The following is a 23,169-nucleotide window of genomic DNA, read 5'->3' on the forward strand; positions in this document are numbered from 1 at the left end:
TGGGTGAGGCGGAGCGGGCGGATGGTCGAGGGCGCGAGCGGGTGGGGGCGACGCGATCTGCTGCGCCGTGGCCTGCTGGTGGCGGGCGGTGTGGCCATCGGCGCGGGAACGTCCGAGGCGTGGTGGATCACCCATCGCCGGATGCCGGTGGCCGGTGGCCCCGCCAGCGCCACCCTCGGTAGCGGTCAGCAGGATGTCGGCTCCGGCGCGCTGGAGGTCGTCTGGTCCGGGCGGACCAACCAGCGCCTGGTGGCCCTCACCTTCGACGACGGCCCGGCACCACAGTGGACGCCCATGGTGCTCGATACACTGGGTCAGCACCGGGTTCCGGCCACCTTCTTCATGGTCGGGGCGCAGGTCCGCCGGCACGCCGACGTCGTCCGCGACCGGCTCGCCGGGCACGAGGTGGGAAACCACAGCTGGGAGCACCGGGACCTGGCCGAACTGGACGCCGCCGAGGCGTACGACGACCTGCGCCGCAGCCACGACGCGATCGGGGACCTGACCGGGGCGCCGCCGGCGCTCCTGCGCCCGCCGTACGGCCACCTGGGCGGAGCGGTGCTGCACGCGGCGGCCCGGTTGGACTATCGGCTGGTGCTCTGGTCGTTGCAGATGGTGGAGCGCGAGTTTCCCGACGATCCGGCCGGTCACGCCCAACGGATCGTGGCCGCGGTTCGACCGGGAACGATAGTGCTCGGCCACGATGTGGGGGCGCGTCGGCGGCTGGTGGCACTGCGGGGCCTGACCGACATGATCAACGGACTTCGGTCGCGCGGCTACACCTTCGTCACGGTCTCGGCGCTGCTGGGAGCGGGTGTGGGTCCGACACCGACCAGGTAGGGTCGCGCTCCGTGGCGTCCACCCTCTCGGTCCTGACCGGCAATCGGAGCTTCCGCAACCTGTTCCTCGCCGAGCTGGTGGTCTTCGGGGCCGACTGGTTCGTCATGGTGCCGCTGCTGGTGCTGCTGCCGCACCTGACCGGCAGTGGCGTCTGGGGCGCGCTGGTGTTGGCCGTGGACACCGGCATCGTGGCGTTGCTGCTGCCGTACACCGGCACGATCGCCGACCGCTTCGACCGCCGGAAGATCATGATCGCAGCGAACGTGGCCGCGCTGGCGGGCGTGTTGCTGCTGCTCGGCGTGCGGAACGCCGGAACGGCGTGGCTGGCGCTGGTCGCGATCGGTGTGGTGGCGGTCGCTAAGGCGTTCTACTCGCCGGCCGCCCAGGCCGCGCTGCCCAACGTGCTGGAGCCGCACGAACTCGCCGCGGGCAACGCCGTCGCCGGCTCGGCCTGGGGCACCATGACCGTGGTCGGTGCCTCACTCGGCGGCGTGCTCAGCACCGCTGCCGGACCGTACGTCTGCTTCTGGGTGGCGGCGGCGGGCCTCGCGGTGGCCGCGACCCTCGCCACGCGGATCCGCCGGCCGTTGCAGGCGCCCCGGGACGCCGACCAACCGGCCCAGCGGACCTGGTCGGCGGTTCGCGAGGCGCTCGGCTACATCGGTCACCGCCCCCGGGTGCTCGCGCTGGTCACTGTGAAGTCCGCGGTGGGCCTGGGCAACGGCGTGCTGACAGTGTTTCCGCTGCTGGCCGGCGTGTACGGTGTCGGCCCGCTCGGCGCCGGCCTGCTCTTCGCGGTACGCGGCGCGGGAGCGTTGGTGGGGCCGATCCTGATGCGCCGGGTGTTGACCAACCGGGCCTGGCTGCTGCCTGGGCTCGCGCTGTCCATGTCGCTCTACGGCCTGTCGTACCTGGGCACCTCGGTGGTGCGATGGTTTCCGCTGGTGCTGCTGCTCGTCTTCGTGGCGCACTTCGCGGGTGGCAGCAACTGGGTGATGTCGAACTTCGCCCTTCAGGGTGAAGTTCCGGACCGGCTGCGGGGCCGTGTCTTCGCCACCGACATGATGCTGGCGACGCTGGCGATCTCGGTGAGTCAACTGGCGGTGGCCCTGGTGGTGGACTCGGTAGACGAACGGGTGGTGCTCGCCGGCTGCGGTCTGATCACCCTCGTGTACGCGGTCGGCTGGCGGATCGCCACCCGCCGGCTGTCGCTCACCGATCCGGCCGTCGAGCCGGTCCCGAACCCGGCCGGCTGAACTCGGCGGTCCCAGGCAGCGGGCGCGCGACCGGTTCGTCGGTCCCGAGCCCTAGCATGAGCGCGTGCCGACGAACTTCACCGCCGAGCCGGTCCGGGTCCGCGTCCCGGCGACCAGCGCCAACCTGGGCCCGGGCTTCGACGCGCTGGGTCTCGCCCTCGGGCTCTACGACGACGTGGCCGCCGAGGTCGCCTCGGGTGGTGTCCGGGTGACAGTGGCCGGGCAGGGCGCCGGTGAGCTGCCCGACGACGACCGGCACCTGGTGGTGCGTGCGATGCGCGCCGCGTTCGACGTACTCGGGGCCCACCCCGCGGGGCTGAGCGTGGAGTGCGTCAACCGGATCCCCCAGGCACGTGGGCTGGGCTCCTCGTCCGCCGCGATCGTCGCCGGGGTGCTGCTGGCCCGTGCCCTGGTCGTCGACGGGGAGCACCGCCTCGACGACGCCGGCGCGCTGCGCCTGGCCGCCGAGATCGAGGGCCACCCCGACAATGTGGCGCCGTGCCTGCTCGGCGGTTTCACAGTGGCCTGGTCCGAGCCGGGCGGCGCGCGGGCGGTCTCCCTGCCGGTCGCCGCGGCGGTGCGGCCCACTGTTTTCGTCCCGGCGGAACGCGGTTTGACGGCGACCGCGCGGGCGGCTCTGCCGGCAACAGTGCCCCACGGTGACGCCGCGTTGACCGCCGGGCGGGCAGCGCTGCTGGTGCACGCGCTCACCACGGACCCGACCCTGCTGCTGCCGGCCACCGTCGACCGACTCCATCAGGATTACCGCGCAGCCGGGATGCCAGGCACGTCTGCCCTGGTCAGCGCGTTGCGAGCGGCCGATGTGGCAGCTGTGGTCAGTGGGGCGGGGCCCACTGTGCTGGCGCTCAGCCAGCCTCCAGCCGGCTTCCCACTGGGAACAGACTGGGAGATCTGGCAGTTACCGATAGACGTCAGCGGCGCGCGGGTCGCACGGGGTAGACTTGGACACGCCGAGCGGGACCCTGTTGCCGCAGGTCGGAAGAGTTGATTACGCTCTAGACCTAGCACAGCCGCGAAGCACGCGATCTCCTGCGGGGCGGCGCACCCCCGAAGCTCTCGGCGGTCAGCCCGTCTACCCCTGCCAAAGGCCCACGCCGCACCGCAGTTTCCACAGGTCGCCGCAGACGGCGAGACCTGCTCACCGACGTTGGTGAGTCGGGATACCGACCGGCTGCTGTGTCACAGACTCCCGCGACGCGTCCTTGCGAGGCGGGTGCACCGAGGCCGCCCGGCCACCTGAGCTCCGACTCCGGGCAGTCCCGGCCTATCGAGGGAAGGAATCCATTGAGCGACACCACCGACGTGACGTCGGATGTTTCCAACGTCGCTGGCGATGCCACCGCAGCCGCTCCCGCCCGTCGGCGGCGTAGCGGCACCGGTCTGTCGGCGATGCTGCTGCCAGAGCTGCAGAGCCTGGCTGCGTCGCTCGGCATCTCCGGCACGGCTCGCATGCGCAAGGGCGAGCTGATCGCCGCGATTTCCGAGCGGCAGGGCGGCAACGCCGCCGGGACCCCTCGACCACGGGCCGAGGTTGCGGCCGCGGCCGCCCCGACCCGTGAGGGAGTGCGCGCCGAGGTGCGGGAGACCGCCGACCGGCCGGCAGCCGAAGGACGCGGTGCCGAGCAGGCACCGGCCGAGCCGGCCGCCGAGACCGAGGGCCGTAGCCGCACCCGGCGGAGCCGGACCGCAACGGCGGAGGCCCGTACCACCGAGGCCCGCCCCGCTGAGGCGCGGGCGACCGAGGCGCGGGCGACCGAGGCCCGCCCCGCTGAGGCGCGGGCGACCGAGACGCGTACCGACGAGGCGGAGGCCGGCGAGCGGGCCGACCGTGGCGAGAACCGCCGCGAGCGGACCGAGCGTGCCGACCGGGGCGAGCGGACCGAGCGTGCCGACCGGACCGACCGTGGCGAGCGGACCGAGCGTGGCGAGCGGACCGAGCGTGGCGAGCGTGGCGAGCGGACCGAGCGTGGCGAGCGTGGCGAGCGGACCGAGCGTGCCGACCGTGGCGAGCGGACCGACCGTGCCGACCGTGGCGAGCGTGCCGACCGTGGCGAGCGTGCCGACCGGGGCGAGCGCAACGACCGGGGCGAGCGTGCCGATCGGGGCGAGCGCAACGACCGGGGCGAGCGTTCCGACCGCGGCGAGCGGGCCGAGCGCAACGACCGACCCGACCGCAACGACCGCAACGACCGCAACGACCGTGGTCAGCGTGCCGAGCGGGACAACGGCGACGACGACGACGAGGGTGGCGGCCGGCGCGGCCGGCGCAGCCGTTTCCGGGACCGTCGGCGCGGGCGCGGCGAGCGCACCGAGACTGGTGCCGACACCGGCGGGCGTGAGCCGCAGGTCAACGAGGACGACGTGCTCGTCCCGGTGGCCGGCATCATCGACGTGCTCGACAACTACGCCTTCGTGCGGACGACCGGTTACCTGGCCGGTCCGAACGACGTGTACGTCTCGATGTCCCAGATCAAGAAGTACGGCCTGCGCCGTGGTGACGCGATCACCGGTGCGGTGCGGGCGGCCCGCGAGGGCGGCAACAGCGGCGACCAGCGGCGCGACAAGTACAACCCGCTGATGCGGCTGGACACGATCAACGGGATGGAGCCCGAGGAGGCCCGGCGTCGTCCGGAGTTCTACAAGCTCACCCCGCTCTACCCGCAGGAGCGCCTGCGGCTGGAGACCGAGCCGCACATCCTGACCACCCGGGTCATCGACCTGGTCATGCCGATCGGCAAGGGCCAGCGGGCACTCATCCAGTCTCCGCCCAAGGCGGGTAAGACGATGGTGCTGCAGGCGATCGCGAACGCGATCACCCGCAACAACCCGGAGTGCCACCTGATGGTGGTGCTGGTGGACGAGCGGCCTGAAGAGGTCACCGACATGCAGCGGTCGATCAAGGGCGAGGTCATCGCGGCCACGTTCGACCGTCCGCCGCAGGACCACACCACTGTGGCGGAGCTGGCCATCGAGCGGGCCAAGCGCCTCGTCGAGCTTGGACACGACGTCGTCGTGCTGCTCGACTCGGTGACCCGGCTCGGTCGGTCGTACAACCTGGCGGCGCCGGCCAGCGGCCGGATCATGTCGGGTGGTATCGACTCCACGGCGCTGTACCCGCCGAAGCGCTTCCTCGGCGCGGCCCGCAACATCGAGAACGGCGGGTCGCTGACCATCATCGCCACGGCGCTGGTGGAGACCGGGTCCATGGCGGACACGGTCATCTTCGAGGAGTTCAAGGGCACCGGCAACGCCGAGTTGAAGCTGGACCGGAAGATCGCCGACAAGCGGACCTTCCCGGCCATCGACATCAACCCGTCCGGTACGCGTAAGGAAGAGGTCCTGCTCGCACCGGAAGAGCTGGCCATCATCCACAAGCTCCGGAAGGTGCTGCACTCGCTGGACTCGCAGGCCGCGATGGATCTCCTGCTGGACCGGCTCAAGCAGTCCCGCACGAACATCGAGTTCCTGATGCAGATCGCGAAGTCGACGCCGGGGGAGTAACCATCCCCGGGTGACGACGAAGGGGCACGGCCATCGCGGCCGTGCCCCTTCGTCATGTTCCCGGGCCCGACACCCGCAGTCGCCGGGAGCCACAGCGGGCGGAAGCTGACGTCCGCGCCGTGCGCTGATGGAATTTTCCTTCGGTTCAGTCGACAGGTATTGAAACTTCTATTCATTGCCGGGTTGACTGTCGTCCATGCGTACCCGCAGACGATCCGCCCGCCGCACAGGCGTCCTGCTGCTGACGCCGCTGCTCGCCCTGGCCCTGTCGCCGCCGGCCACCGCCGCACCCACCACCGACCCGCCCACCGTGGCCAAACCGTCAGTGGCCTCACCCACCATCGCCGAGGACGCGCCGCCCGCGTCCTCCCGCCCGGCCGGCTCGGTCAGTCTGGCCGCCGCCCCGACCACCGGCGCTGGTGGTCGGGAGCCGGCCGGCGGGCTGGAGACCACGACCGCCACCCGGCCGGTCGCGCCGGGCGTGCAGCTGACGTCCTTCGACAGGTACGACGCCGAGGGCTGGCTGCGCGCCGACGCGCTCACCACCGACCTGGCCGGCGGCTCCACCGTCGACTACGTCAACTCCGGCGCCGTCAGCCGGGCCGAGCCGCTGCGAAAGGCTGTGGACCAGTCGCACGCGGTCGCCGCTGTCAACGGCGACTTCTTCGACATCAACAACTCCGGTGCCGCCCAGGGCGTCGGCGTCCGCGACGGCGAGCTGATCCAGTCAGGGGTCAGCGGTCACCGCAACGCGGTGGCGGTCACCACGAACGGCCTCGGTCGGGTGATCGAGGTGAACTTCGACGGCAGCGCCACACTGCCCACCGGGCCGGTCCCGCTGACCCAGTTCAACAACATGGTGCAGACCGACGGCATCGGCGCCTTCACCGAGCTGTGGGGGACGTACTCCCGGCAGCGTGCCGTGGAGGGCGCGGCCCGGGTGGTCGAGGTCACAGTGACCAACGGTCGGGTGGCCGCGGTGGGAAATGTGGCCGGTAGCGGCCCGATCGTCGCAGGCAGCACCGTGCTGCTCGGGCGTGACCTCGGCGCGGACGCGCTGGCCGGCCTGCGCCCCGGTGACCCGGTGGCGGTGGCCTGGCGGCCGAAGCCCTCCGATGGCAGCACCCTGCACGCGGCGGTCGGTGGCGGCAACGTCCTGGTCCGCGACGGTGTCGTGCAGAACATCGCCGACCCGACCCTCGCCCCCCGCACCGCCGTCGGGTTCAGCGCCGACGGTCGAAAGATGATCATGCTGACGGTGGACGGCCGCCAGGTCGACAGCCGCGGGGTGACGCAGACCGAGATGGGCCGGATGATGGCCGAGCTGGGCGCCCACCACGCGCTCAACCTGGATGGTGGCGGATCGTCCACGCTGCTGGCCCGGGAGCCGGGCGCGCCCGCCGTGCAGTTGGAGAACGGCCCCTCCGACGGCAGCGAGCGGGCCGTGCCCAACGGCCTGGCCATCTACGCGCCGACGGGCAGTGGGCGACTCACCGGTTACTGGGTCGAGACGGCCAGCGATCCCACCGCCGCCCCGGGCGTCTCACCGGTGCGAGGTGGGCGGCCCGACCGGGTCTTCCCGGGCCTGACCCGCACCCTCACCGCATCCGGCTACGACGAGACGTACGGCCCGGCGGCCGGCGCCCCCACCTGGCGGGCGACCCCGGCGCTACGCGGCCGCATCGACAGTGACGGCGTGTTCCGCGCCGGCGCACCGGGGGCCAGCACGGTCACCGCCGCACGGGGGCGGGCCACCGGCTCGCTGGACCTCACAGTTCTCGGCCCGCTGGCGGGGATCGGCACCACCGAGCCGCGGGTCGGGCTGACCGGCCGGGACGGTAACGCCGTGGTCGGCGTGGTCGGGTACGACGCCGAAGGCAACACCGCGCCCATCGAGCCGGCCGACCTCACAGTCGACTACGACCGGGACCTGCTGCGGATCACTCCGACCGCGGACGGCAACCTGTCCATCGCCGCGTTGCGGGACACAGGCTCGGGCCTGGTGACCGTTCACGTCGGACGCACGAGCGCTATCCTGCCGGTCACCGTCGGGCTGACCGACGTGCCGGTCGCCGGTTTCGACGACGCCGCGTCCTGGCGGTTCAGCCAGGCCCGCGCCAGCGGTTCGGTCGCGCCGGCGCCCGGGCACACCGGCACCGGTCTGCGAATGTCGTACGACTTCAGCCAGTCCACCGGCACGCGGGCCGCGTACGCCGACCCGCCCGCCTGGATCGAGGTGCCCGGTCAGCCGCAGGCCTTCGGGATGTGGATCCACGGCAACGGCACCGGGGAGTGGCCCAGCCTGCACCTGCACGACGCCCAGGACACGCAACACGTGCTGCGTGGCCCGCTGATCACCTGGACCGGCTGGCGATACGTGGAGTTCGCGGTGCCGGCCGGGGTGCAGTACCCGGTGCGGGTACGCCGCTTCTACGTGGCCGAGACGAACGCCGCGGCGCAGTACACCAGCGAGGTGATCATCGACGACCTGGTGGCGAAGGTGCCCCCGACTGTGGACGTGCCGCAGGTGGCCTCGCGTACCGATCGGGTGGTGGTCCGCGACGGCAACGTGGACGGCGCGCCGTGGCGGTTCGCGGTGCTCTCCGACGCCCAGTTCGTCGCCGCCGACCCGGACAGCGACCTGGTCGCCCAGGCCCGGCGGACGTTGCGCGAGGTGCGGGCGGCCCGGCCGGACTTCCTCCTGATCAACGGCGACTTCGTGGACACCGCCTACCCGGCCGACTTCGCGCTGGCCCGGCGGATCCTCGACGAGGAGTTGGGCGACGCGCTGCCCTGGTACTACGTGCCCGGCAACCACGAGATCATGGGCGCACCGATCAGCAACTTCGCTGCCGCGTTCGGCGCCACCTCCCGGGTGTTCGACCACAACGGCACCCGCTTCGTCACGCTGAACTCGTCCACCGGGACGCTGCGCGGCGGCGGCTTCGACCAGGTGCGGATGCTCCGGGAGACGCTGGACGCGGCTGCCACCGACCGACGCGTGGGTTCGGTGGTCGTCCTGCACCACCACCCGCCGCGCGACCCCAGCCCGGCGCAGGCCAGCCAGCTCGGCGACCGCAAGGAGGCGGCGCTGCTGGAGCAGTGGCTGGCCGACTTCCAGCACCGCACCGGCAAGGGCGCGCTGTTCGTGGGCGGGCACGTCGGCACCTTCAACGCCGACCGGGTGGACGGGGTGCCGTACGTGATCAACGGCAACGCGGGCAAGACGCCATCCACCCCTGCCGACCAGGGCGGCTTCACCGGTTGGACCGAGTTCGGCGTGGATCCGGTGACCCCGGCCGAGGCCGACCGGGCCCGCCGTGACCCGCTCGCCGAGGGCCCGCGCTGGGTGGACGCGGAGTTCCACGCGCACACCGACCGCCTCACGGTGGCCGCACCGGCCAGCGTCGCGGTCGGCACCCCCGCCGCGGTCACCGCCACGCTGACCCAGCCCGGTGGGCGTACGGTCCCGGTGGCCGCACCGGTCAGCGCCGACTGGTCGGCCTCGCCGGGAGTGCACGTCGGCTCGGCGGCCGGGGTGCGTCAGTGGCACACCGCTCGATTCGACCCGGCCACCGGCACCCTGACGGCGCTGCGGCCCGGTGCGCCGATACGCCTGACTGTCGAGGTCAACGGCGTCCGTGCCGAGGCCACCATCACCGTCACCCGGTGAACTGTCCGGACGGGCCCCCAACGCGCGGGGCCCGTCCGGACACCTCAGAAGTCGCCGTCGGCCACCTGGAAGACGGTGAGGCCGAGGGATCGCCACATCTGGACCACCTGGACACGATCGTCGAAGACGCCCGCCACCCGGTAACGGTCCCGGATCTCCCGGTCGTAGATCTCCCGCTTGACGATCGAGTCCTTCCGGGAGTCACCGATGGCCCGCAGGTGCAGGCCCAGGTAGGGCACTCGTACGTGCCGGGCCAACCACGCCTCGGTGGCCGCGCGGGCGGAGGCGTCCCGCCCCGAGCAGAAGACCACCCCGTCGCCGGCGGCGTGCATCGCCCGGACCGCCGCGATCACCGCCGTGTTCGGCTGGTCCTGGCCCACCCGGGTCATGTCGTACGGGCTGCGGGAGACGGCCAGCGCGACGGTGCCGTCGATGTCCACCAGGACGATCTCCGGTGGGTCGGCCGACGGCGGGTGCACCACTGCGGGGCGTCCGGTGCGGGTCTGCGGCACCGGCAACGGCAGCTCCCGACCCTGAAGGTACCGCTCGTGCAGCCGGCGGATCGCGTCCGCGCCGACCTGGTCGACGGCCGGCCGGGCGGCGTCGCGGCGCAGGCACTCGTCCAGCGGCACGTCGGTGAAGTCGTGCACCTCGAAGTCCGCGCCGTGGCGGGCGGCCAGCTCGGCCCAGCCCCGCAGGGTCCGCGCGCGCAGATTGGTGTCGTCCACGCAGACGTCCGCTCTGGCCCGCAGCAGCGCCTCGACCTGAGCCTCCTGTACGGCGGTCACCTGCGCCTCGGCCCACTGGGTGAACAACCGTTCGCCGTGCAACATCCGGCGCAGATCGTCCCGGTTGACCCGCGATACGGACGGCTGGAGCGTACGGGCGAACGTCGTCTTGCCCGAGGCGGGCAGTCCCCGGGTGGCGATCAGGCGGGTCATCGACGCACCTCCGGCTCGACGGGCGTACCCCGGCCGGGGTACCTGGCGGCGATCCGGCGGGTGCGCGAATGCCCCGCCAGGCGGCGGGAATGCGGATGGGTAGGCACGTGTTGACGATGCCGGACGAGGTGTGCGGCCCGATTACCGGGTCGGCTCAGGCCCATGGCACACTGGTCAATCGGCCACCGGTTCCGGTTCACGCCCGAGCCCGTCGCGTACGGCGCGACGAGCGATGACGGCGACCCGGCGACCACCAACGAGAGGACCGAGGCGATGAAGGCAAACATCCACCCGGAGTACGTGACCACCGAGGTCAGCTGCTCCTGTGGCAACACGTTCACGACCCGCAGCACCGCCAAGGGCGGGGCGATCCACGCCGAGACCTGCAGCGCCTGCCACCCGTTCTACACCGGTAAGCAGCGCGTTCTCGACACCGCCGGCCGGGTCGCGAAGTTCCAGCAGAAGTACGCCAAGGTTCAGGCCAAGAAGGCCAAGTAACTCCTCGTTCGGCGCCCGCGTCCGGTTTTCCACCGGACGCGGGCGCCGTCCGCATTTTCCTCCCATTCCACCCGGCTGCTGGCCTCCCGGCCCCGGCCCGGTCGTCGCGCACCGTCGAAGGAGCATCCGCAGCATGAGCAGCGAGCGTCTGGCCGGCCTTCTCGACGAGTACGCGGAGCTGGAGAAGCGGTTGGCCGATCCGGCCATCCACGCCGACCAGGCCACCGCGCGCAGGGTCGGCCGCCGGTACGCCGAGCTGGTGCCGCTGCACAAGGCCGCCGACGAGTTGGAGCAGGCCCGCGCCGATCTGGCCGCGGCTCGCGAGCTGGCCGCCGAGGACCCGTCCTTCGCGGCCGAGGCGGACGCCATCGCCGGGTCCCTGCCGGTGCTGGAGGAGCGGCTCGCCGAGCTGCTCATTCCGCGCGACCCGCATGACGCCAAGGACGTGATCGTCGAGATAAAGGCCGGTGAGGGTGGCGAGGAGTCGGCGCTGTTCGCCGGTGACCTGCTGCGGATGTACACCCGGTACGCCGAGCGGCACGGCTGGGTCACCGAGGTGATCGACGCGCAGGATTCCGACCTCGGCGGGGTCAAGGACGTCTCCCTGGCGATCAAGACCAAGGGTGTGCCGGACGGCGGCAACGGCGTCTGGTCGCGGCTCAAGTGGGAGGGCGGCGTGCACCGGGTGCAGCGTGTCCCGGTGACCGAGTCGCAGGGCCGGATCCACACCAGCGCCGCCGGGGTGCTGGTGCTGCCGGAGGCCGAGGACGTCGACGTCACCATCGACCAGAACGAACTGCGCATCGACGTGTTCCGCTCGTCCGGCCCGGGTGGCCAGTCGGTGAACACCACCGACTCGGCGGTGCGGATCACCCACCTGCCGACCGGCATCGTCGTCTCCTGCCAGAACGAGAAGTCCCAGTTGCAGAACCGGGAGCAGGCGATGCGGATCCTGCGGGCCCGGCTGCTCGCCGCCGCCCAGGAGCAGGCCGACGCCGCCGCCTCGGACGCGCGCAAGGCCCAGGTGCGCACTGTGGACCGCTCGGAGCGGATCCGCACCTACAACTTCCCGCAGAACCGGATCACCGATCACCGGATCGGCTACACCGCGTACAACCTGGACCTGGCGCTCGGTGGCGAGCTGGACGGGGTGCTGGACGCGCTCACCGAGGCAGACCGGGCCGCTCGGCTAGCCGGCGACACCGAGCTAACCCGCCGCTGACCGCGACACCAACCCGGCCCGCCCCGCCCCGCCCCGCCCCGCCCCGCCCCGCCCCGCCCCGCCCCGCCCCGCCCCGCCCCGCGCCCCGCCCCGCCCCGCCGATCATGGAGTTGTGGTGGGCGAATTGGCACGGCGTGGGGTTTTCGTGGGGCACCACAACTCCTTGATCGACGCCAGGGCCAGCGCCAGGGCCCGGCCGGGGTCAGCGCCAGGGCCCGGCCGGGGTCAGCTCGCGCGGGGGCGGGTCTTGGCGCGGAGCATCTCGCGGTCGGCCTGCTCGAACGCGACGCTGAGCGCGTCGCGCAGCCCGCTGCCACCGGAGACCTCGGCGAAGCCGATGCTCACCCCGACCGGGGTGCCCGGGACCAAAGACTCCCAGTCCTCCAGGCGGACCGCGGCCTCGATCCGGCGGGCCACCTCGGCGGCCTCGGTCATGCCGGTGTCCGGCAGCACCACAACGAATTCGTCACCGCCGTAGCGGGCCACGAAGTCGCCCCGGCGCATCACCCGGTTGATCACGCCGGCGACGCGTTGCAGAACCAGGTCGCCCGAGTGGTGCCCGTGCCGGGTGTTGACCGCCTTGAAGCCGTCCAGGTCGCAGACGCCGATCACCACTCGATCGCCGCGGGTGACGACGGCCGTGATGTAGCGCTCCAGCCGGCGGCGGTTGGGCAGCCCGGTGAGCGGGTCGGTCAACGCCTCGCCCTCGAAGCGTGCGGCCTCGCGGCGCATCTCCTCGTGGTCGATGCGGGCGGCGATGCCGTCGATGTAGACGTCGCGCAGCCGGTCGTTGCGCTGCGCGGCGAGCCGGAACGCCAGCCGGTCGGCCCGGTGCGCCGCCAGGTGGTCCCCGGCGCGGGTCAACGCGATGCTGCGCAATCGGGCCGGCTCGGCCGCCCCGAGCGTCTCGTTGGAGACCTGGACGGTGTCCAGTCGGGCGACCGCCTCGATCGGCCTACCGTCGGCGACGGCGAGGCACACCTGACCGAGCTGACGCAGGTCGCGGGCGCGGGCGCTGTCCCCGCCGTGGGTGATCAACCGGGCCGGCTCGGGGCCTTCGGTCGCCACCTGGTCGCCGAGCGCGGCCTGTCGGGCCGCCGCGTAGCCGTACGCGGCGAGGCTGCTCGGGCGTAGCTGGCCGGCCCGCCCGGCGCGGACGAAGCGGGTCAGGTCGGCGGCCACGTCCCGGAGCACCCGCAGGCAACCGTCGCTGTCGCCGTTGTGGTCGAGGGCCACGGCGTTGCGCAGCCGGATGCCCGGAGCGGCGAACGTCTCCTCCGGGATCCCGGCGGTCAGCCCGAGCTGTCGGGCCCGCTCGATGGCGCCCAGGGCGTACCCGTGGAAGCTGAGGTAGCTGTAGGCCATGGCCAGGTCGTGCCAGCCCCAGGCGGTGTCCCGGTCCGGGTCGGCGACGGCGCCCAGCGCCCGGGCCGCCCGGACGAGGTGCATGACGCAGCGGTCCAGGGCGCCCTGGTGGTGCGCGGCGAGGGCGGCCAGCGCGTTGAGGTGACCGTGCAGGTAGGGCTCGGCGAGGTCGCGGACCGCCGCCGACGCCTCTTCGATGGCCCTGGTGAACTCCGCAGTCCGACCGAGATTGATCAGCGCGGAGAGGCGCTGCACCATCGCGTCCGCCCGCGCCGCCGGATCGTTGGTGGTGCGGATCACACGCTCCAGCAGGACGTACGCCTCCGCGGAGCGGCTGGCCTCCTGCAACGCCCGGGCGTGCGTCAGGGCGTCAACCTGGTCATCGACCCGGTCGAGCCAGCCCACCCGTCAACCTCCTGTCGTGCGCGCCTGGGCGCACCTGTTCGTCACGTCGCCCGCGACGCTTCATGATTATGTCGTGAGTACTTTGCCGCAACACCCCCCCGAAGGGACAGGCCCCATCCGGCCGTCCGCCGCGGTGGCCCGAGCGGCCCGCGCGCTCGCCGCCGCCGGGATCGGCTCGGCCCGGGTGGAGGCCGAGTTGCTGGCGGCGTACGTGCTCGGGGTTCCCCGGGGTCGGTTGGCTCTCGCCGACGACCTGAGCGTCGACCAACTGGTGCGACTCGACGAGATGACGCGCCGCCGCGTCGCGCGTGAGCCGTTGCAGCACCTGACCGGTCGGGCCGGGTTCCGGCACCTGGAGCTGTCGGTCGGCGCGGGTGTCTTCGTGCCCCGGCCGGAGACCGAGCTGTTGGCCGGCTGGGGCGTCGAGCAGGCCCAGGGTCGGCCCGATCCGGTGGTGGTGGACCTGTGCAGCGGCTCGGGCGCTATCGCGCTGGCGGTGGCTCAGGAGCTGCCGGGAGCGCGGGTGATCGCCGTGGAGCGGTCCCCGGCGGCACTGGTGTGGCTGCGACGCAACGCGGCGGAGCGCGCCGCGGCGGGGGACCGCCCGATCGAGGTGGTCGAGGCCGATGTGACAGCGCCGGACCTGCTCGCCGAGCTGGTGGGCCGGGTGGACGTGCTGCTCTGCAACCCGCCGTACGTGCCGGACGACGTGGTGGTCCCGCCGGAGGTGGCCGGGCACGACCCGGCGGAGGCGGTCTTCGGCGGCGCGGACGGTCTGGTGGTGATCCGGCCGGTCGTCGCCCGGGCGGCGGTGCTGTTGCGCCCGGGGGGTGTGTTCGGCGTCGAGCACGACGACACCCACGGCGCGGCGGTGCCCGAGCTGCTCGCCCAGGACGGCGGCTTCACCGCTGTCGCGGAGCATCTGGACCTCACCGGGCGTCCCCGCTACGCGACCGCGTCCCGACGGGCGGACGGCCAGCACGCCCCGATCGGGCCGGCGTGGCAGACTGACTCCTCGTGATGCTCTACGACTGCCGGTCGCCCGCCGATCGGGACCGCGGCATCGCTGCGGCCATCGAGGCGGTCAAGAACGGCGAGCTGGTCGTTCTCCCGACGGACACCGTGTATGGGATCGGCGCGGACGCGTTCACCCCGTACGCGGTGAAGGCGCTGCTCGATGCCAAGGGCCGGGGTCGGCAGATGCCGCCGCCGGTGCTGATCGGCTCGCGGCACACCCTGGACGGGTTGGTCTTCTCGCTGCCCACCGCCGCCCGGGACCTCGTGGAGGCGTTCTGGCCGGGTGCCCTGACGATCGTGGTCGAGCACTCGCCGAGCCTGCAGTGGGACCTGGGCGACAAGACCGGCACTGTGGCGGTGCGGATGCCACTGCACCCGGTGGCGTTGGAGGTGCTGCGCGAGACCGGCCCGATGGCGGTCTCGTCGGCCAACAAGACCGGCCAGCCGGCCGCGGTCACCGCCGACGAGGCACGTGACCAGCTCAGCTACTCGGTGCGGGCCTACCTGGAGGCCGGGCCCTGCCCGGACCCGGTGCCCAGCACGATCGTGGATCTGACCGGTGAGGTGCCGCAGCTGTTGCGGGCCGGGGCGATCCCGCTGGAGAAGCTGCGCGACGTGGTTCCGGATCTCGTCGACGGTCGGGCGGTCTGAGTGCCCCCGTTCACTGTTCTGCACGTCTGCATGGGCAACATCTGCCGCTCGCCGATGGCGGAGCGGCTGCTGGCCCTGGCGGTGCGGGAGCGGCTGACCCGGCGTTCGCAGGACCCGGCCCAGGCCGAGGAGTTGGTGCACAGCCACAGCGCCGGCACTGGTGGCTGGCACGCGGGCGAGGAGATGAACCCGCCGGCGGCACGGCAGGTCACCGGCCGTGGTGGGGACGTGGCGGGGTTCGCCGCGCGCAAGCTGCGCTCGGACCACATCGACGCCGCCGACCTGGTCCTGACCGCCACCGCCGACCAGCAGGAGTACGTGGTGGCGCTTCGTCCGGACGCGGCGGCCCGCACGTTCGTGCTGGGCGAGTTCGGCCGGCTGCTGGCCGCTGTGGACGCCGCCGCGCTGCCGCCGGGTGACGCCACCCCGGAGGCCGTGTACGCCCGGGGGATGGCCCTGGTGGCGGCGGCTCACGACGCGCGGCTGGGCGCCTCGGCGCTGACCACCGATGATCTGGACGACCCGTGGGGTCGTGGCGACCAGTGCTTCAGCCGGGTCGCCGACGAGATCGAGGAGACGGTCCACCCGCTGGCCGGCGCGCTGCTGCCCTGAGCGTGGTGCGAGTTTCCTCCGGGTTTGGGGAAAACCCAGGGCTAAAGGGGCGTTCCGGGTCATTCTGAACGGGTCCTAGCGTGACCGGCTCCTGCGGGGAGAGCTGATGATCCGGGCCCAACTCGACAAACTGCTGACCGTGGTGATCGCTGGAGTGCTGGCCGGGTTGGTGCTGGCCGCCGCGGCCCTACCCGCGGCCCTGGTCTTCGGGATCGGCTTCAGCGCCCTGTCGACGCCGTACTCGGAGCTGCCGAACACACTCCGGACGCCACCCACCGCGCAGCGCTCCAACCTCTACGCCAACGACGGCACGACAGTGATCACCTCCTTCTACCAGGAGGACCGGGTGGACGTGCCGCTGCACGAGGTGGCTCCGGTCATGCGCCGGGCGATCGTGGCCGCCGAGGACGTCCGGTTCTACCAGCACAGCGGTGTCGACCTGCGGGGCGTGGTGCGCGCGTTCACAGTCAACAAGCGCGACGGCCGGACCCGGCAGGGCGCCTCCACGCTGACCATGCAGTACGTCCGCAACGTGCTCAGCAACGACCCCCGGCTGACCGAGGCGCAGCGGGACGCCGCCACCGAACTCACCACCGTCCGCAAGCTCCAGGAGATGCGGTACGCGCTCGCGTTGGAGCGGGAACTCGACAAGGAGGAGATCCTGACCCGTTACCTCAACATCGCCTACTTCGGCGCCGGGGCGTACGGCATCGCGGCGGCCAGCAAGCGGTACTTCTCCCGCTCCCCGGCCGAGCTGACCCTGGCCCAGGCGGCACTGCTCGCCGGTCTCGTGCGTTCGCCCGACAGCGACGATCCGATAAACGGCGACGCCGACAGCGCTGTGGCCCGGCGGTCGTACGTGTTGGAACGGCTGGTGGAGTCGGGGCAGGTGCCGGCGGACGCGGCGGCCGCCGCGCGGGCCGAGCCGCTGCAACTGCGCACCAGCGAGACCCCGAACGACTGCACGGGCGTGCCCGACGCGCACAACGACTGGGGCTTCTTCTGCGACTGGTTCACCCGCTGGTGGAGCAGCCAGTCCGCGTTCGGTGCGACAGCGGACGAGCGACAGCGCGCGCTGCGCCGGGGCGGCTTCTCCATCGTGTCGTCGCTGGACCCGGGGGTGCAGCGGGCCACCACCGAGCAGGTGCTGAGGATCTATCCGACGACCAGGGCCGAGGCGGTGCCCACCGCGGTGGTGCAACCGGGCACCGGGCGGGTGCTGGCGATGTCGGTGAACCGCGCCTACAGCGTGGCGGACAACCCGGTCGGGCAGAAGAACCGCCCGAACACCGTCAACCAGTTGATCGCCGGCGGCGGCGCGATCGAGGGATACCAGGGCGGCTCGACGTTCAAGCTCTTCACCCTGCTCGCCGCGTTGGAGTCCGGCCTGCCGCTGTCGACCGACTTCGTGGCGCCGACCCAGTTGCTCACCCGCTTCCCGGTGACCGGGGGAGCGAGCTGCGACGGACGGTGGTGCCCGGCGAACGCCAGCCCATCGTCGATGGACGGCCCCCGCACCATGTGGAGCGCGTTCGGTCGCTCGGTGAACACGTACTTCGCCTGGCTCACCGAGAAGGTCGGCGCCGACCGGGTGGTGGAAATGGCCGAGCGGCTCGGCATCGTGCTGCGGGCCGAGTCCGACGCCAAGCTGGCCCGCTACGGCGCGAAAGACTGGGGTCCGTTCACGCTGGGCGTGGCCGCGACCACCCCGTTGGACCTGGCCAGCGCCTACGCCACTGTGGCCGCCGAGGGGACCTGGTGCGCGCCGCTGCCGGTGGTCTCGATCACCGACTCGGGCGGCCGACCAGTCGACGCCGCCAAGCCGGACTGCCGACAGGTGCTCGACGCCGACGTGGCGCGGGCGGCCACCGACGCGGCCCGCTGCCCGGTCGGCGACCAGTCGATGTACGGGCGCTGCGACGGCGCCACAGCACCCGGGTTGCGGGCGAAGCTCGGCCGCCCCGTGGCGGGCAAGACCGGCAGTTCGGAACGGTACGAGACGGAGACGGTGGTGGCGTTCACGCCGCAGCTCGCTGTCGCCTCGATGGCCGCGAACCCGGACGATCCCCGGGACGCGGTCGGTCAGGCGGTGCAGGCCCAGATGGTGAACGCGGTCGGCGAGGTGCTCGCGTTCGCCCTGCGCGACCAACCGGTCCGCGACTTCGTCCCGCCGAGCGAACGAACCGCCTTCCAAACCCAACCCCAAGCCGGCAACTAACCCCACCCCACCCCGCCCCACCCCACCCCGCCCCACCCCACCCATCCCGCCGATCTTGCACTTTCTGTCGTGACAAAAGGTGCCGATACCCATAAATCGGCAACACAAAGTGCAAGATCGCGGGGTGCGGGGTGCGGGGTGCGGGGTGCGGGGTGCGGGGTGTGGGGTGTGGGGTGTGGGGTGTGGGGTGTGGTTAGGGGGTTTGTTCGGCGTTGCGGGCTATGTTGCGGGCCATTCCGCCGAAGACCACAGCGTGGAACGGGGCCACCGACTTCCAGTAGGCGTGCCCCGGCAGGCCGCGCGGCAGGAAGACGGCGCGTTGCTGGTAGCGGCTACGGCCGTCGTCGGCCGGCAGTACCCGCATCTCCAGCCAGGCCCGGCCGGGCAGCCGCATCTCGGCGCGCAGTCGCAGCAGCTCGCCCGGGACGATCTCCTCGACCCGCCAGAAGTCCAGCGCCTCGCCGACCTGGAGGCGGTGCGGGTCGCGTCGACCCCGGCGCAGTCCGACCCCGCCGACCAGCCGGTCCAGCCAGCCTCGGATCGACCAGGCGAGGGGGAACGAGTACCAGCCGTGTTCGCCACCGACGCCCTCGACGACCCGCCAGAGCGCCGCTGGTGGGGCGTCCACCGCCCGCTCCCGCACGTCGGTGTAGGCGGTGCCACCGGACCACACCGGGTCGGTGGGCAGTGGCTCGGCGGGCGCGTCCGGGCCGCTCGCTGTGGACCAGCGGGTCTCCACCTGGGCGTCGCGCACCTTGGCCAGCGCCAGCGCCACGGCCTCGTCGAAGCCGGTCAGCCCGCCGGGCGGGTCCGGGATGTAGCGGGCGATGTCGTGTTCGTGGGCTACCGCCTCGTGGATCAGGCTCTCCACCAGCGGGCGGGCGATCTTGTTCGGCACCGGGGTGATCAGCCCGACCCAGTGCGAGGAGAGCGACGGCGTGAGTGGGCGGACCGGCACGATGATCCGCTGGCGCAGCCCGGCCACCCGGGCGTAGCGCTGCATCATCTCGCGAAAGGTCAGCACGTCCGGCCCGCCGACGTCGAAGCCCCTGTTGACGTCGGCCGGCAGGTCGGCGCAGCCGGACAGGTAGTGCAGCACGTCGCGGACCGCGATCGGTTGGATCCGGTTGCGGACCCAGCGCGGCGTGATCATGGCGGGTAGCCGCTCGGTCAGGTAACGCAGCATCTCGAACGACGCCGAGCCGGACCCGATGATCACCGCGGCGCGGAGCACCGCCGTGGGCACCCCGCTGCCGAGCAGGATCCGGCCCACCTCGGCGCGGGACCGCAGGTGCGGAGATGGCACCTCCGCGTCGGAAGCCGGCTCCGGGCCGCCCAGGTAGACGATCCGCCGTACGCCGGCCGCCTGCGCCGCCGCCGCGAAGTTGGTCGCCGCCGTCCGGTCGGCCGCCTCGAAGTCGGACCGGCCCAAGGAGTGCACCAGGAAGTACGCGACGTCCACGTCGGCGAACGCGGCGGCCAGCGTCTCCGGTCGACTCAGGTCTCCTTCGACGATGTCGGCCGCCGAGGCCCAGGGCACGTCGCGCAGCCGCACCGCCTTGCGGGCGAGGCAGCGCACGGTGTGTCCGTCGGCGAGCAGCAGCGGTGTCAGCCGCCCGCCGATGTAGCCGGTAGCGCCGGTGACGAGGCATCTCACGGGTTCCAGTGTGCGGCCCCCTAGACTCGTTCGCTGTGGAGACCGAGACGAGCACCTTCTGGGGGCCGGATTTCGCGCAGCTCAGGGCCACCGACCCGGAGATCGCCGGGGTGGTCCTCGGCGAGTTGGACCGGTTGCGCGGCGGCCTGCAGCTCATCGCCAGCGAGAACCTGACCTCGCCGGCGGTGCTGGCCGCGCTCGGCTCGACGCTGACCAACAAGTACGCCGAGGGTTACCCGGGTCGGCGCTACTACGGCGGCTGCGCCGAGGTGGACCGGGCAGAGGAGATCGGCATCGCCCGGGCCAAGGAGCTCTTCGGGGCCGAGCACGCCAACCTCCAGCCGCACTCCGGGGCGAGCGCCAACCTCGCCGCGTACGCCGCGCTGGTGCAGCCGGGGGACACGGTGCTGGCGATGGACCTGCCGCACGGCGGGCACCTCACCCACGGCAGCCGGGTGAACTTCTCCGGCAAGTGGTTCCACCCGGTCGGCTACCCGGTGCGGCCGGACACCGAGCAGATCGACTACGACGAGGTACGGGACCTGGCGCGCGCGCACCGACCCAAGCTGATCATCTGTGGCGCCACCGCGTACCCGCGCCTGATCGACTTCGCGCGGTTCCGGGAGATCGCCGACGAGGTCGGCGCGTACCTGATGGTGGACGCGGCGCACTTCATCGGCCTGGTCGCCGGCCGGGCGATCCCGTCCCCGGTGCCGTACGCCGATGTCGTCTGCGCCACCACCCACAAGGTGCTGCGCGGGCCGCGCGGCGGCATGATCCTGTGCCGCGAGTCGCTGGCCCAGCGGATCGACAAGGCGGTCTTCCCGTTCACCCAGGGCGGCCCGCTGATGCACGCGGTAGCGGCGAAGGCGGTCGCGCTGCGCGAGGCCGCCCAGCCGGAGTTCCAGACGTACGCCCGGCAGGTGGTCAGCAACGCCCAGGCGCTCGCCGCCGGGCTGGCCGACGAGGGGATGCGCCCGGTGTCCGGTGGCACCGACACCCACCTCGCCCTGATCGACCTGCGGGAGCTGGGGGTGACCGGCGCCGAGGCCGAGCGCCGCTGCGACGCCGCGTCGATCACCCTGAACAAGAACGCCATCCCGTACGACCCGCAGCCGCCGATGGTGGCCTCCGGCATCCGGGTGGGCACACCGAGCGTCACCACGCAGGGGATGCGCGAGGGGGAGCTGCGCCAGGTGGCGACCCTGATCGCCCGCGCGGTGCGCACCGATCCCGGCGCTCCGGGCGGGGCCGACGAGTTGACCCGCCTCGGTGCCGAGGTGTCCGAGCTGGTCGCGGCGTTCCCGGCGTACCCCCGTGGCTGAGCCCGGGGTGGTCGAGCCGGACACCGACCGGCGGTGGCGGTTGCGGCACCTGCCGGTGCTGTTGGCCGCGTCGGCGGCGCTCGCCGCGGTCGCCGCGGTGGTCGGTGGGGTGACCGGCGGCGTCACGGGCGCGCTCGGCGCGGCGGCCGGCGTGGGCGTCACGGTGCTCAGCTACACCCTCACCACAGTGGTGCTGGCCCGGGCCGACCAGGTCAACCCGCAGTTGCTGCTGCCGCTCGGCCTGGGCCTGTACGTGTTGAAGTTCAGCCTGCTGGGCGTGGTGCTGGTGGCGGTGGCGTCGACCGGTTGGCCCGGATTGATCCCTCTTTGCCTTGGCATCGTCGCCGGGGTGGCAGTGTGGACAGCGGTGCACCTCTGGTGGCTGACCACGGTGCACGCTCGCCGACCGCGCGGCTGACCTGGCGGTCGTCCCAACCAGCGGACGCGCCGGAATGTGTCGGCCTCCGGTCATTTTCCGACGGGCGGAAGGGGAGTAGCGTGCCCACAGACGACGGCGCCCACGAGAAGCCCACACAACGACGGTTGTGCGGGGGGTGAGGCACAGCCTCGTCTTCCCGGCTGATATCGTTCGCCCCGTCATGGCTGGTGACCAAACCCCCCGTCCCGCCGGTGAACCGGACGATTATCCGTCCGGCGCCGGTCAGGGTTGGACCGCGCTCAGCTACCTCATCGGAGGAATGCTCGTGTGGGGTTTCATCGGCTGGCTGGTCGACCAGTGGCTCGATACCGGTGGCGTCGCCACCGGCATCGGCGTCGTGCTCGGCGTGACCGGGGGGATCATCCTCGTCGTCCGTCGGCTCGGCACGCCTACTTAGGAAGGGACACGGTGTTCGGACAGGCGAACGTTCTGGCAGCGGGCCAGGCGGCATTCCCACCCAGTGTGGACGACTTCTACCTGCCCGCGATCGTGCCCTGGGGTGTGGAGAACGCCCCGTGGTTCACCAAGTTCACGCTGATGATCTGGGTCGCGGTCGGCTTTCTGATCATCTTCTTCCTGGCGACCTATCGGAACCCGAAGTTGGTGCCGACCAAGAAGCAGTGGTTCGCCGAGTCGATCTACGGCTTCGTCCGGAACAACATCTCGGTCGACATGATCGGTCACCAGGGCGTGCGGTTCGCTCCCTACTTCACGACGCTGTTCTGCTTCGTGTTGGTGACGAACGCGTTCGCGATCATTCCGCTCTTCCAGATCTCGCCGAACTCGCACATCGCCTTCCCGGCGATCCTCGCGGTGATCAGCTACGTGCTGTTCAACTACATCGGCATCCGGCACCACGGCTTCGGCAAATACTTCAAGCACGCCCTGATCCCGCCGGCACCGTGGTACATCCTGCCGCTGCTGATCCCGATCGAGGCGTTCTCGACCTTCATCATCCGGCCGTTCTCGCTGGCCGTCCGTCTCTTCGCGAACATGTTCGCCGGCCACATGCTCCTGCTGGTCTTCACGCTCGGCGGCTTCGCGATGCTCAACGCCAACGCCTGGCTGGCGCCGATCTCGGTGGTCTCCTGGGTGATGACAGTGGCGCTGACCCTTCTCGAAGCGCTGGTCATCGTCCTGCAGGCCTACGTCTTCACCGTGCTGAGCGCCAGCTACATCCAGGGCGCGCTCGCCGAAGAGCACTGATCCACGCACCAACCGTTGTCGTCCCGCGTGAGAGTCACGCGTGATAACCAGGAGGAACCACTAATGGATTACGTCGCCGCGGTAGAGGGCAGCACCGCCGCCATCGGCTACGGCCTCGCGGCCATCGGCCCGGGCATCGGCGTTGGCCTGGTCTTCGCCGCCTACATCCAGTCGACCGCCCGGCAGCCCGAGTCGTCGCGCATGACCCTGCCGTACGTCTGGATCGGCTTCGCCGTCATCGAGGCGCTCGCGCTGTTCGGCATCGCCTTCGGCTTCATCTGGGCCGGCTGATTCCGCCCCTTCCGACCGGGAGGTCACCCAT

19 protein-coding genes are annotated in these 23,169 nt (G+C 72.1%); 16 read left to right on the forward strand and 3 right to left on the reverse strand.

The window, feature by feature from the left end; all coding sequences use genetic code 11:
- Nucleotides 1–21 precede the first annotated feature (21 nt).
- The 5 genes from AB0C19_RS15045 to AB0C19_RS15065 all read left to right on the forward strand — a co-directional run bounded on the left by AB0C19_RS15045 (nucleotide 22) and on the right by AB0C19_RS15065 (nucleotide 9,291).
- The gene (locus AB0C19_RS15045) at nucleotides 22–840 is read left to right on the forward strand and encodes a polysaccharide deacetylase family protein (protein ID WP_357184831.1); all 819 of its coding nucleotides are present in this window, start codon (nucleotides 22–24) and stop codon (nucleotides 838–840) included.
- An 11-nt stretch (nucleotides 841–851) separates the two neighbouring features.
- Entirely contained in the window at nucleotides 852–2,096 is a 1,245-nt protein-coding gene (locus tag AB0C19_RS15050; RefSeq protein WP_357184834.1) for an MFS transporter, read from the forward strand.
- 64 nt (nucleotides 2,097–2,160) lie between these two features.
- Nucleotides 2,161–3,105, forward strand: a complete 945-nt coding sequence (gene thrB, locus AB0C19_RS15055; protein WP_357184837.1) for a homoserine kinase — start codon at nucleotides 2,161–2,163, stop codon at nucleotides 3,103–3,105.
- A 296-nt stretch (nucleotides 3,106–3,401) separates the two neighbouring features.
- On the forward strand, nucleotides 3,402–5,618 hold the full coding sequence (gene rho / locus AB0C19_RS15060) for a transcription termination factor Rho (RefSeq protein ID WP_357184840.1): 2,217 nt from the start codon (nucleotides 3,402–3,404) through the stop codon (nucleotides 5,616–5,618).
- 196 nt (nucleotides 5,619–5,814) lie between these two features.
- The gene (locus AB0C19_RS15065) at nucleotides 5,815–9,291 is read left to right on the forward strand and encodes a phosphodiester glycosidase family protein (RefSeq protein ID WP_357184843.1); all 3,477 of its coding nucleotides are present in this window, start codon (nucleotides 5,815–5,817) and stop codon (nucleotides 9,289–9,291) included.
- A gap of 44 nt (nucleotides 9,292–9,335) precedes the next feature.
- Here AB0C19_RS15065 and AB0C19_RS15070 read toward each other — a convergent pair whose 3' ends face one another.
- Nucleotides 9,336–10,232: an AAA family ATPase gene (locus AB0C19_RS15070; RefSeq protein ID WP_357184847.1), complete on the reverse strand. Its 897-nt coding sequence runs from the start codon at nucleotides 10,230–10,232 to the stop codon at nucleotides 9,336–9,338.
- A 273-nt stretch (nucleotides 10,233–10,505) separates the two neighbouring features.
- Between AB0C19_RS15070 and rpmE the strand changes: the two genes are divergently transcribed.
- A complete protein-coding gene (rpmE, locus tag AB0C19_RS15075) occupies nucleotides 10,506–10,730 on the forward strand; it encodes a 50S ribosomal protein L31 (protein ID WP_030333150.1) in 225 nt (74 codons plus the stop codon).
- Between the two features lie 133 nt (nucleotides 10,731–10,863).
- A complete protein-coding gene (prfA, locus tag AB0C19_RS15080; protein ID WP_091405908.1) occupies nucleotides 10,864–11,952 on the forward strand; it encodes a peptide chain release factor 1 in 1,089 nt (362 codons plus the stop codon).
- Nucleotides 11,953–12,177: 225 nt separating this feature from the next.
- Here the strand turns inward: prfA and AB0C19_RS15085 are convergent, their stop codons facing one another.
- The gene (locus tag AB0C19_RS15085) at nucleotides 12,178–13,722 is read right to left on the reverse strand and encodes a GGDEF domain-containing protein (RefSeq protein ID WP_357184850.1); all 1,545 of its coding nucleotides are present in this window, start codon (nucleotides 13,720–13,722) and stop codon (nucleotides 12,178–12,180) included.
- Between the two features lie 73 nt (nucleotides 13,723–13,795).
- Between AB0C19_RS15085 and prmC the strand changes: the two genes are divergently transcribed.
- The 4 genes from prmC (at nucleotide 13,796) to AB0C19_RS15105 (ending at nucleotide 18,220) form a co-directional block, all read left to right on the forward strand.
- Complete coding sequence (prmC, locus tag AB0C19_RS15090) at nucleotides 13,796–14,743, forward strand: peptide chain release factor N(5)-glutamine methyltransferase (protein ID WP_357184853.1); 948 nt, start codon at nucleotides 13,796–13,798, stop codon at nucleotides 14,741–14,743.
- Nucleotides 14,743–15,390, forward strand: a complete 648-nt coding sequence (locus tag AB0C19_RS15095; RefSeq protein ID WP_091406475.1) for an L-threonylcarbamoyladenylate synthase — start codon at nucleotides 14,743–14,745, stop codon at nucleotides 15,388–15,390. Before prmC ends, AB0C19_RS15095 begins: the two co-directional genes overlap by 1 nt.
- The gene (locus tag AB0C19_RS15100; RefSeq protein ID WP_238687357.1) at nucleotides 15,391–16,002 is read left to right on the forward strand and encodes a phosphotyrosine protein phosphatase; all 612 of its coding nucleotides are present in this window, start codon (nucleotides 15,391–15,393) and stop codon (nucleotides 16,000–16,002) included. It begins immediately after the preceding gene.
- Nucleotides 16,003–16,108: 106 nt separating this feature from the next.
- On the forward strand, nucleotides 16,109–18,220 hold the full coding sequence (locus tag AB0C19_RS15105; RefSeq protein ID WP_357184855.1) for a transglycosylase domain-containing protein: 2,112 nt from the start codon (nucleotides 16,109–16,111) through the stop codon (nucleotides 18,218–18,220).
- Between the two features lie 193 nt (nucleotides 18,221–18,413).
- Here the strand turns inward: AB0C19_RS15105 and AB0C19_RS15110 are convergent, their stop codons facing one another.
- The gene (locus tag AB0C19_RS15110) at nucleotides 18,414–19,877 is read right to left on the reverse strand and encodes an SDR family oxidoreductase (protein WP_357184858.1); all 1,464 of its coding nucleotides are present in this window, start codon (nucleotides 19,875–19,877) and stop codon (nucleotides 18,414–18,416) included.
- A 35-nt stretch (nucleotides 19,878–19,912) separates the two neighbouring features.
- Here AB0C19_RS15110 and glyA point away from each other — a divergent pair, with 35 nt between their 5' ends.
- The 5 genes from glyA (at nucleotide 19,913) to AB0C19_RS15135 (ending at nucleotide 23,138) form a co-directional block, all read left to right on the forward strand.
- Nucleotides 19,913–21,202: a serine hydroxymethyltransferase gene (gene glyA / locus AB0C19_RS15115; RefSeq protein ID WP_196919496.1), complete on the forward strand. Its 1,290-nt coding sequence runs from the start codon at nucleotides 19,913–19,915 to the stop codon at nucleotides 21,200–21,202.
- Nucleotides 21,195–21,620: a hypothetical protein gene (locus AB0C19_RS15120; RefSeq protein WP_238687354.1), complete on the forward strand. Its 426-nt coding sequence runs from the start codon at nucleotides 21,195–21,197 to the stop codon at nucleotides 21,618–21,620. Before glyA ends, AB0C19_RS15120 begins: the two co-directional genes overlap by 8 nt.
- A gap of 181 nt (nucleotides 21,621–21,801) precedes the next feature.
- Nucleotides 21,802–22,038, forward strand: coding sequence for an AtpZ/AtpI family protein (locus AB0C19_RS15125; protein WP_091405894.1), 237 nt, complete (start codon nucleotides 21,802–21,804; stop codon nucleotides 22,036–22,038).
- An 11-nt stretch (nucleotides 22,039–22,049) separates the two neighbouring features.
- Nucleotides 22,050–22,847 carry a F0F1 ATP synthase subunit A gene (gene atpB, locus AB0C19_RS15130; protein ID WP_112584020.1) on the forward strand — a complete coding sequence of 266 codons (798 nt, stop codon included), beginning with the start codon at nucleotides 22,050–22,052 and terminating at the stop codon, nucleotides 22,845–22,847.
- A 63-nt stretch (nucleotides 22,848–22,910) separates the two neighbouring features.
- Nucleotides 22,911–23,138, forward strand: coding sequence for an ATP synthase F0 subunit C (locus AB0C19_RS15135; RefSeq protein ID WP_074314047.1), 228 nt, complete (start codon nucleotides 22,911–22,913; stop codon nucleotides 23,136–23,138).
- The last annotated feature ends 31 nt before the right edge of the window (nucleotides 23,139–23,169 follow it).

Source organism: Micromonospora sp. NPDC048842 (assembly GCF_040649935.1).
Classification (GTDB): domain Bacteria; phylum Actinomycetota; class Actinomycetes; order Mycobacteriales; family Micromonosporaceae; genus Micromonospora; species Micromonospora hortensis.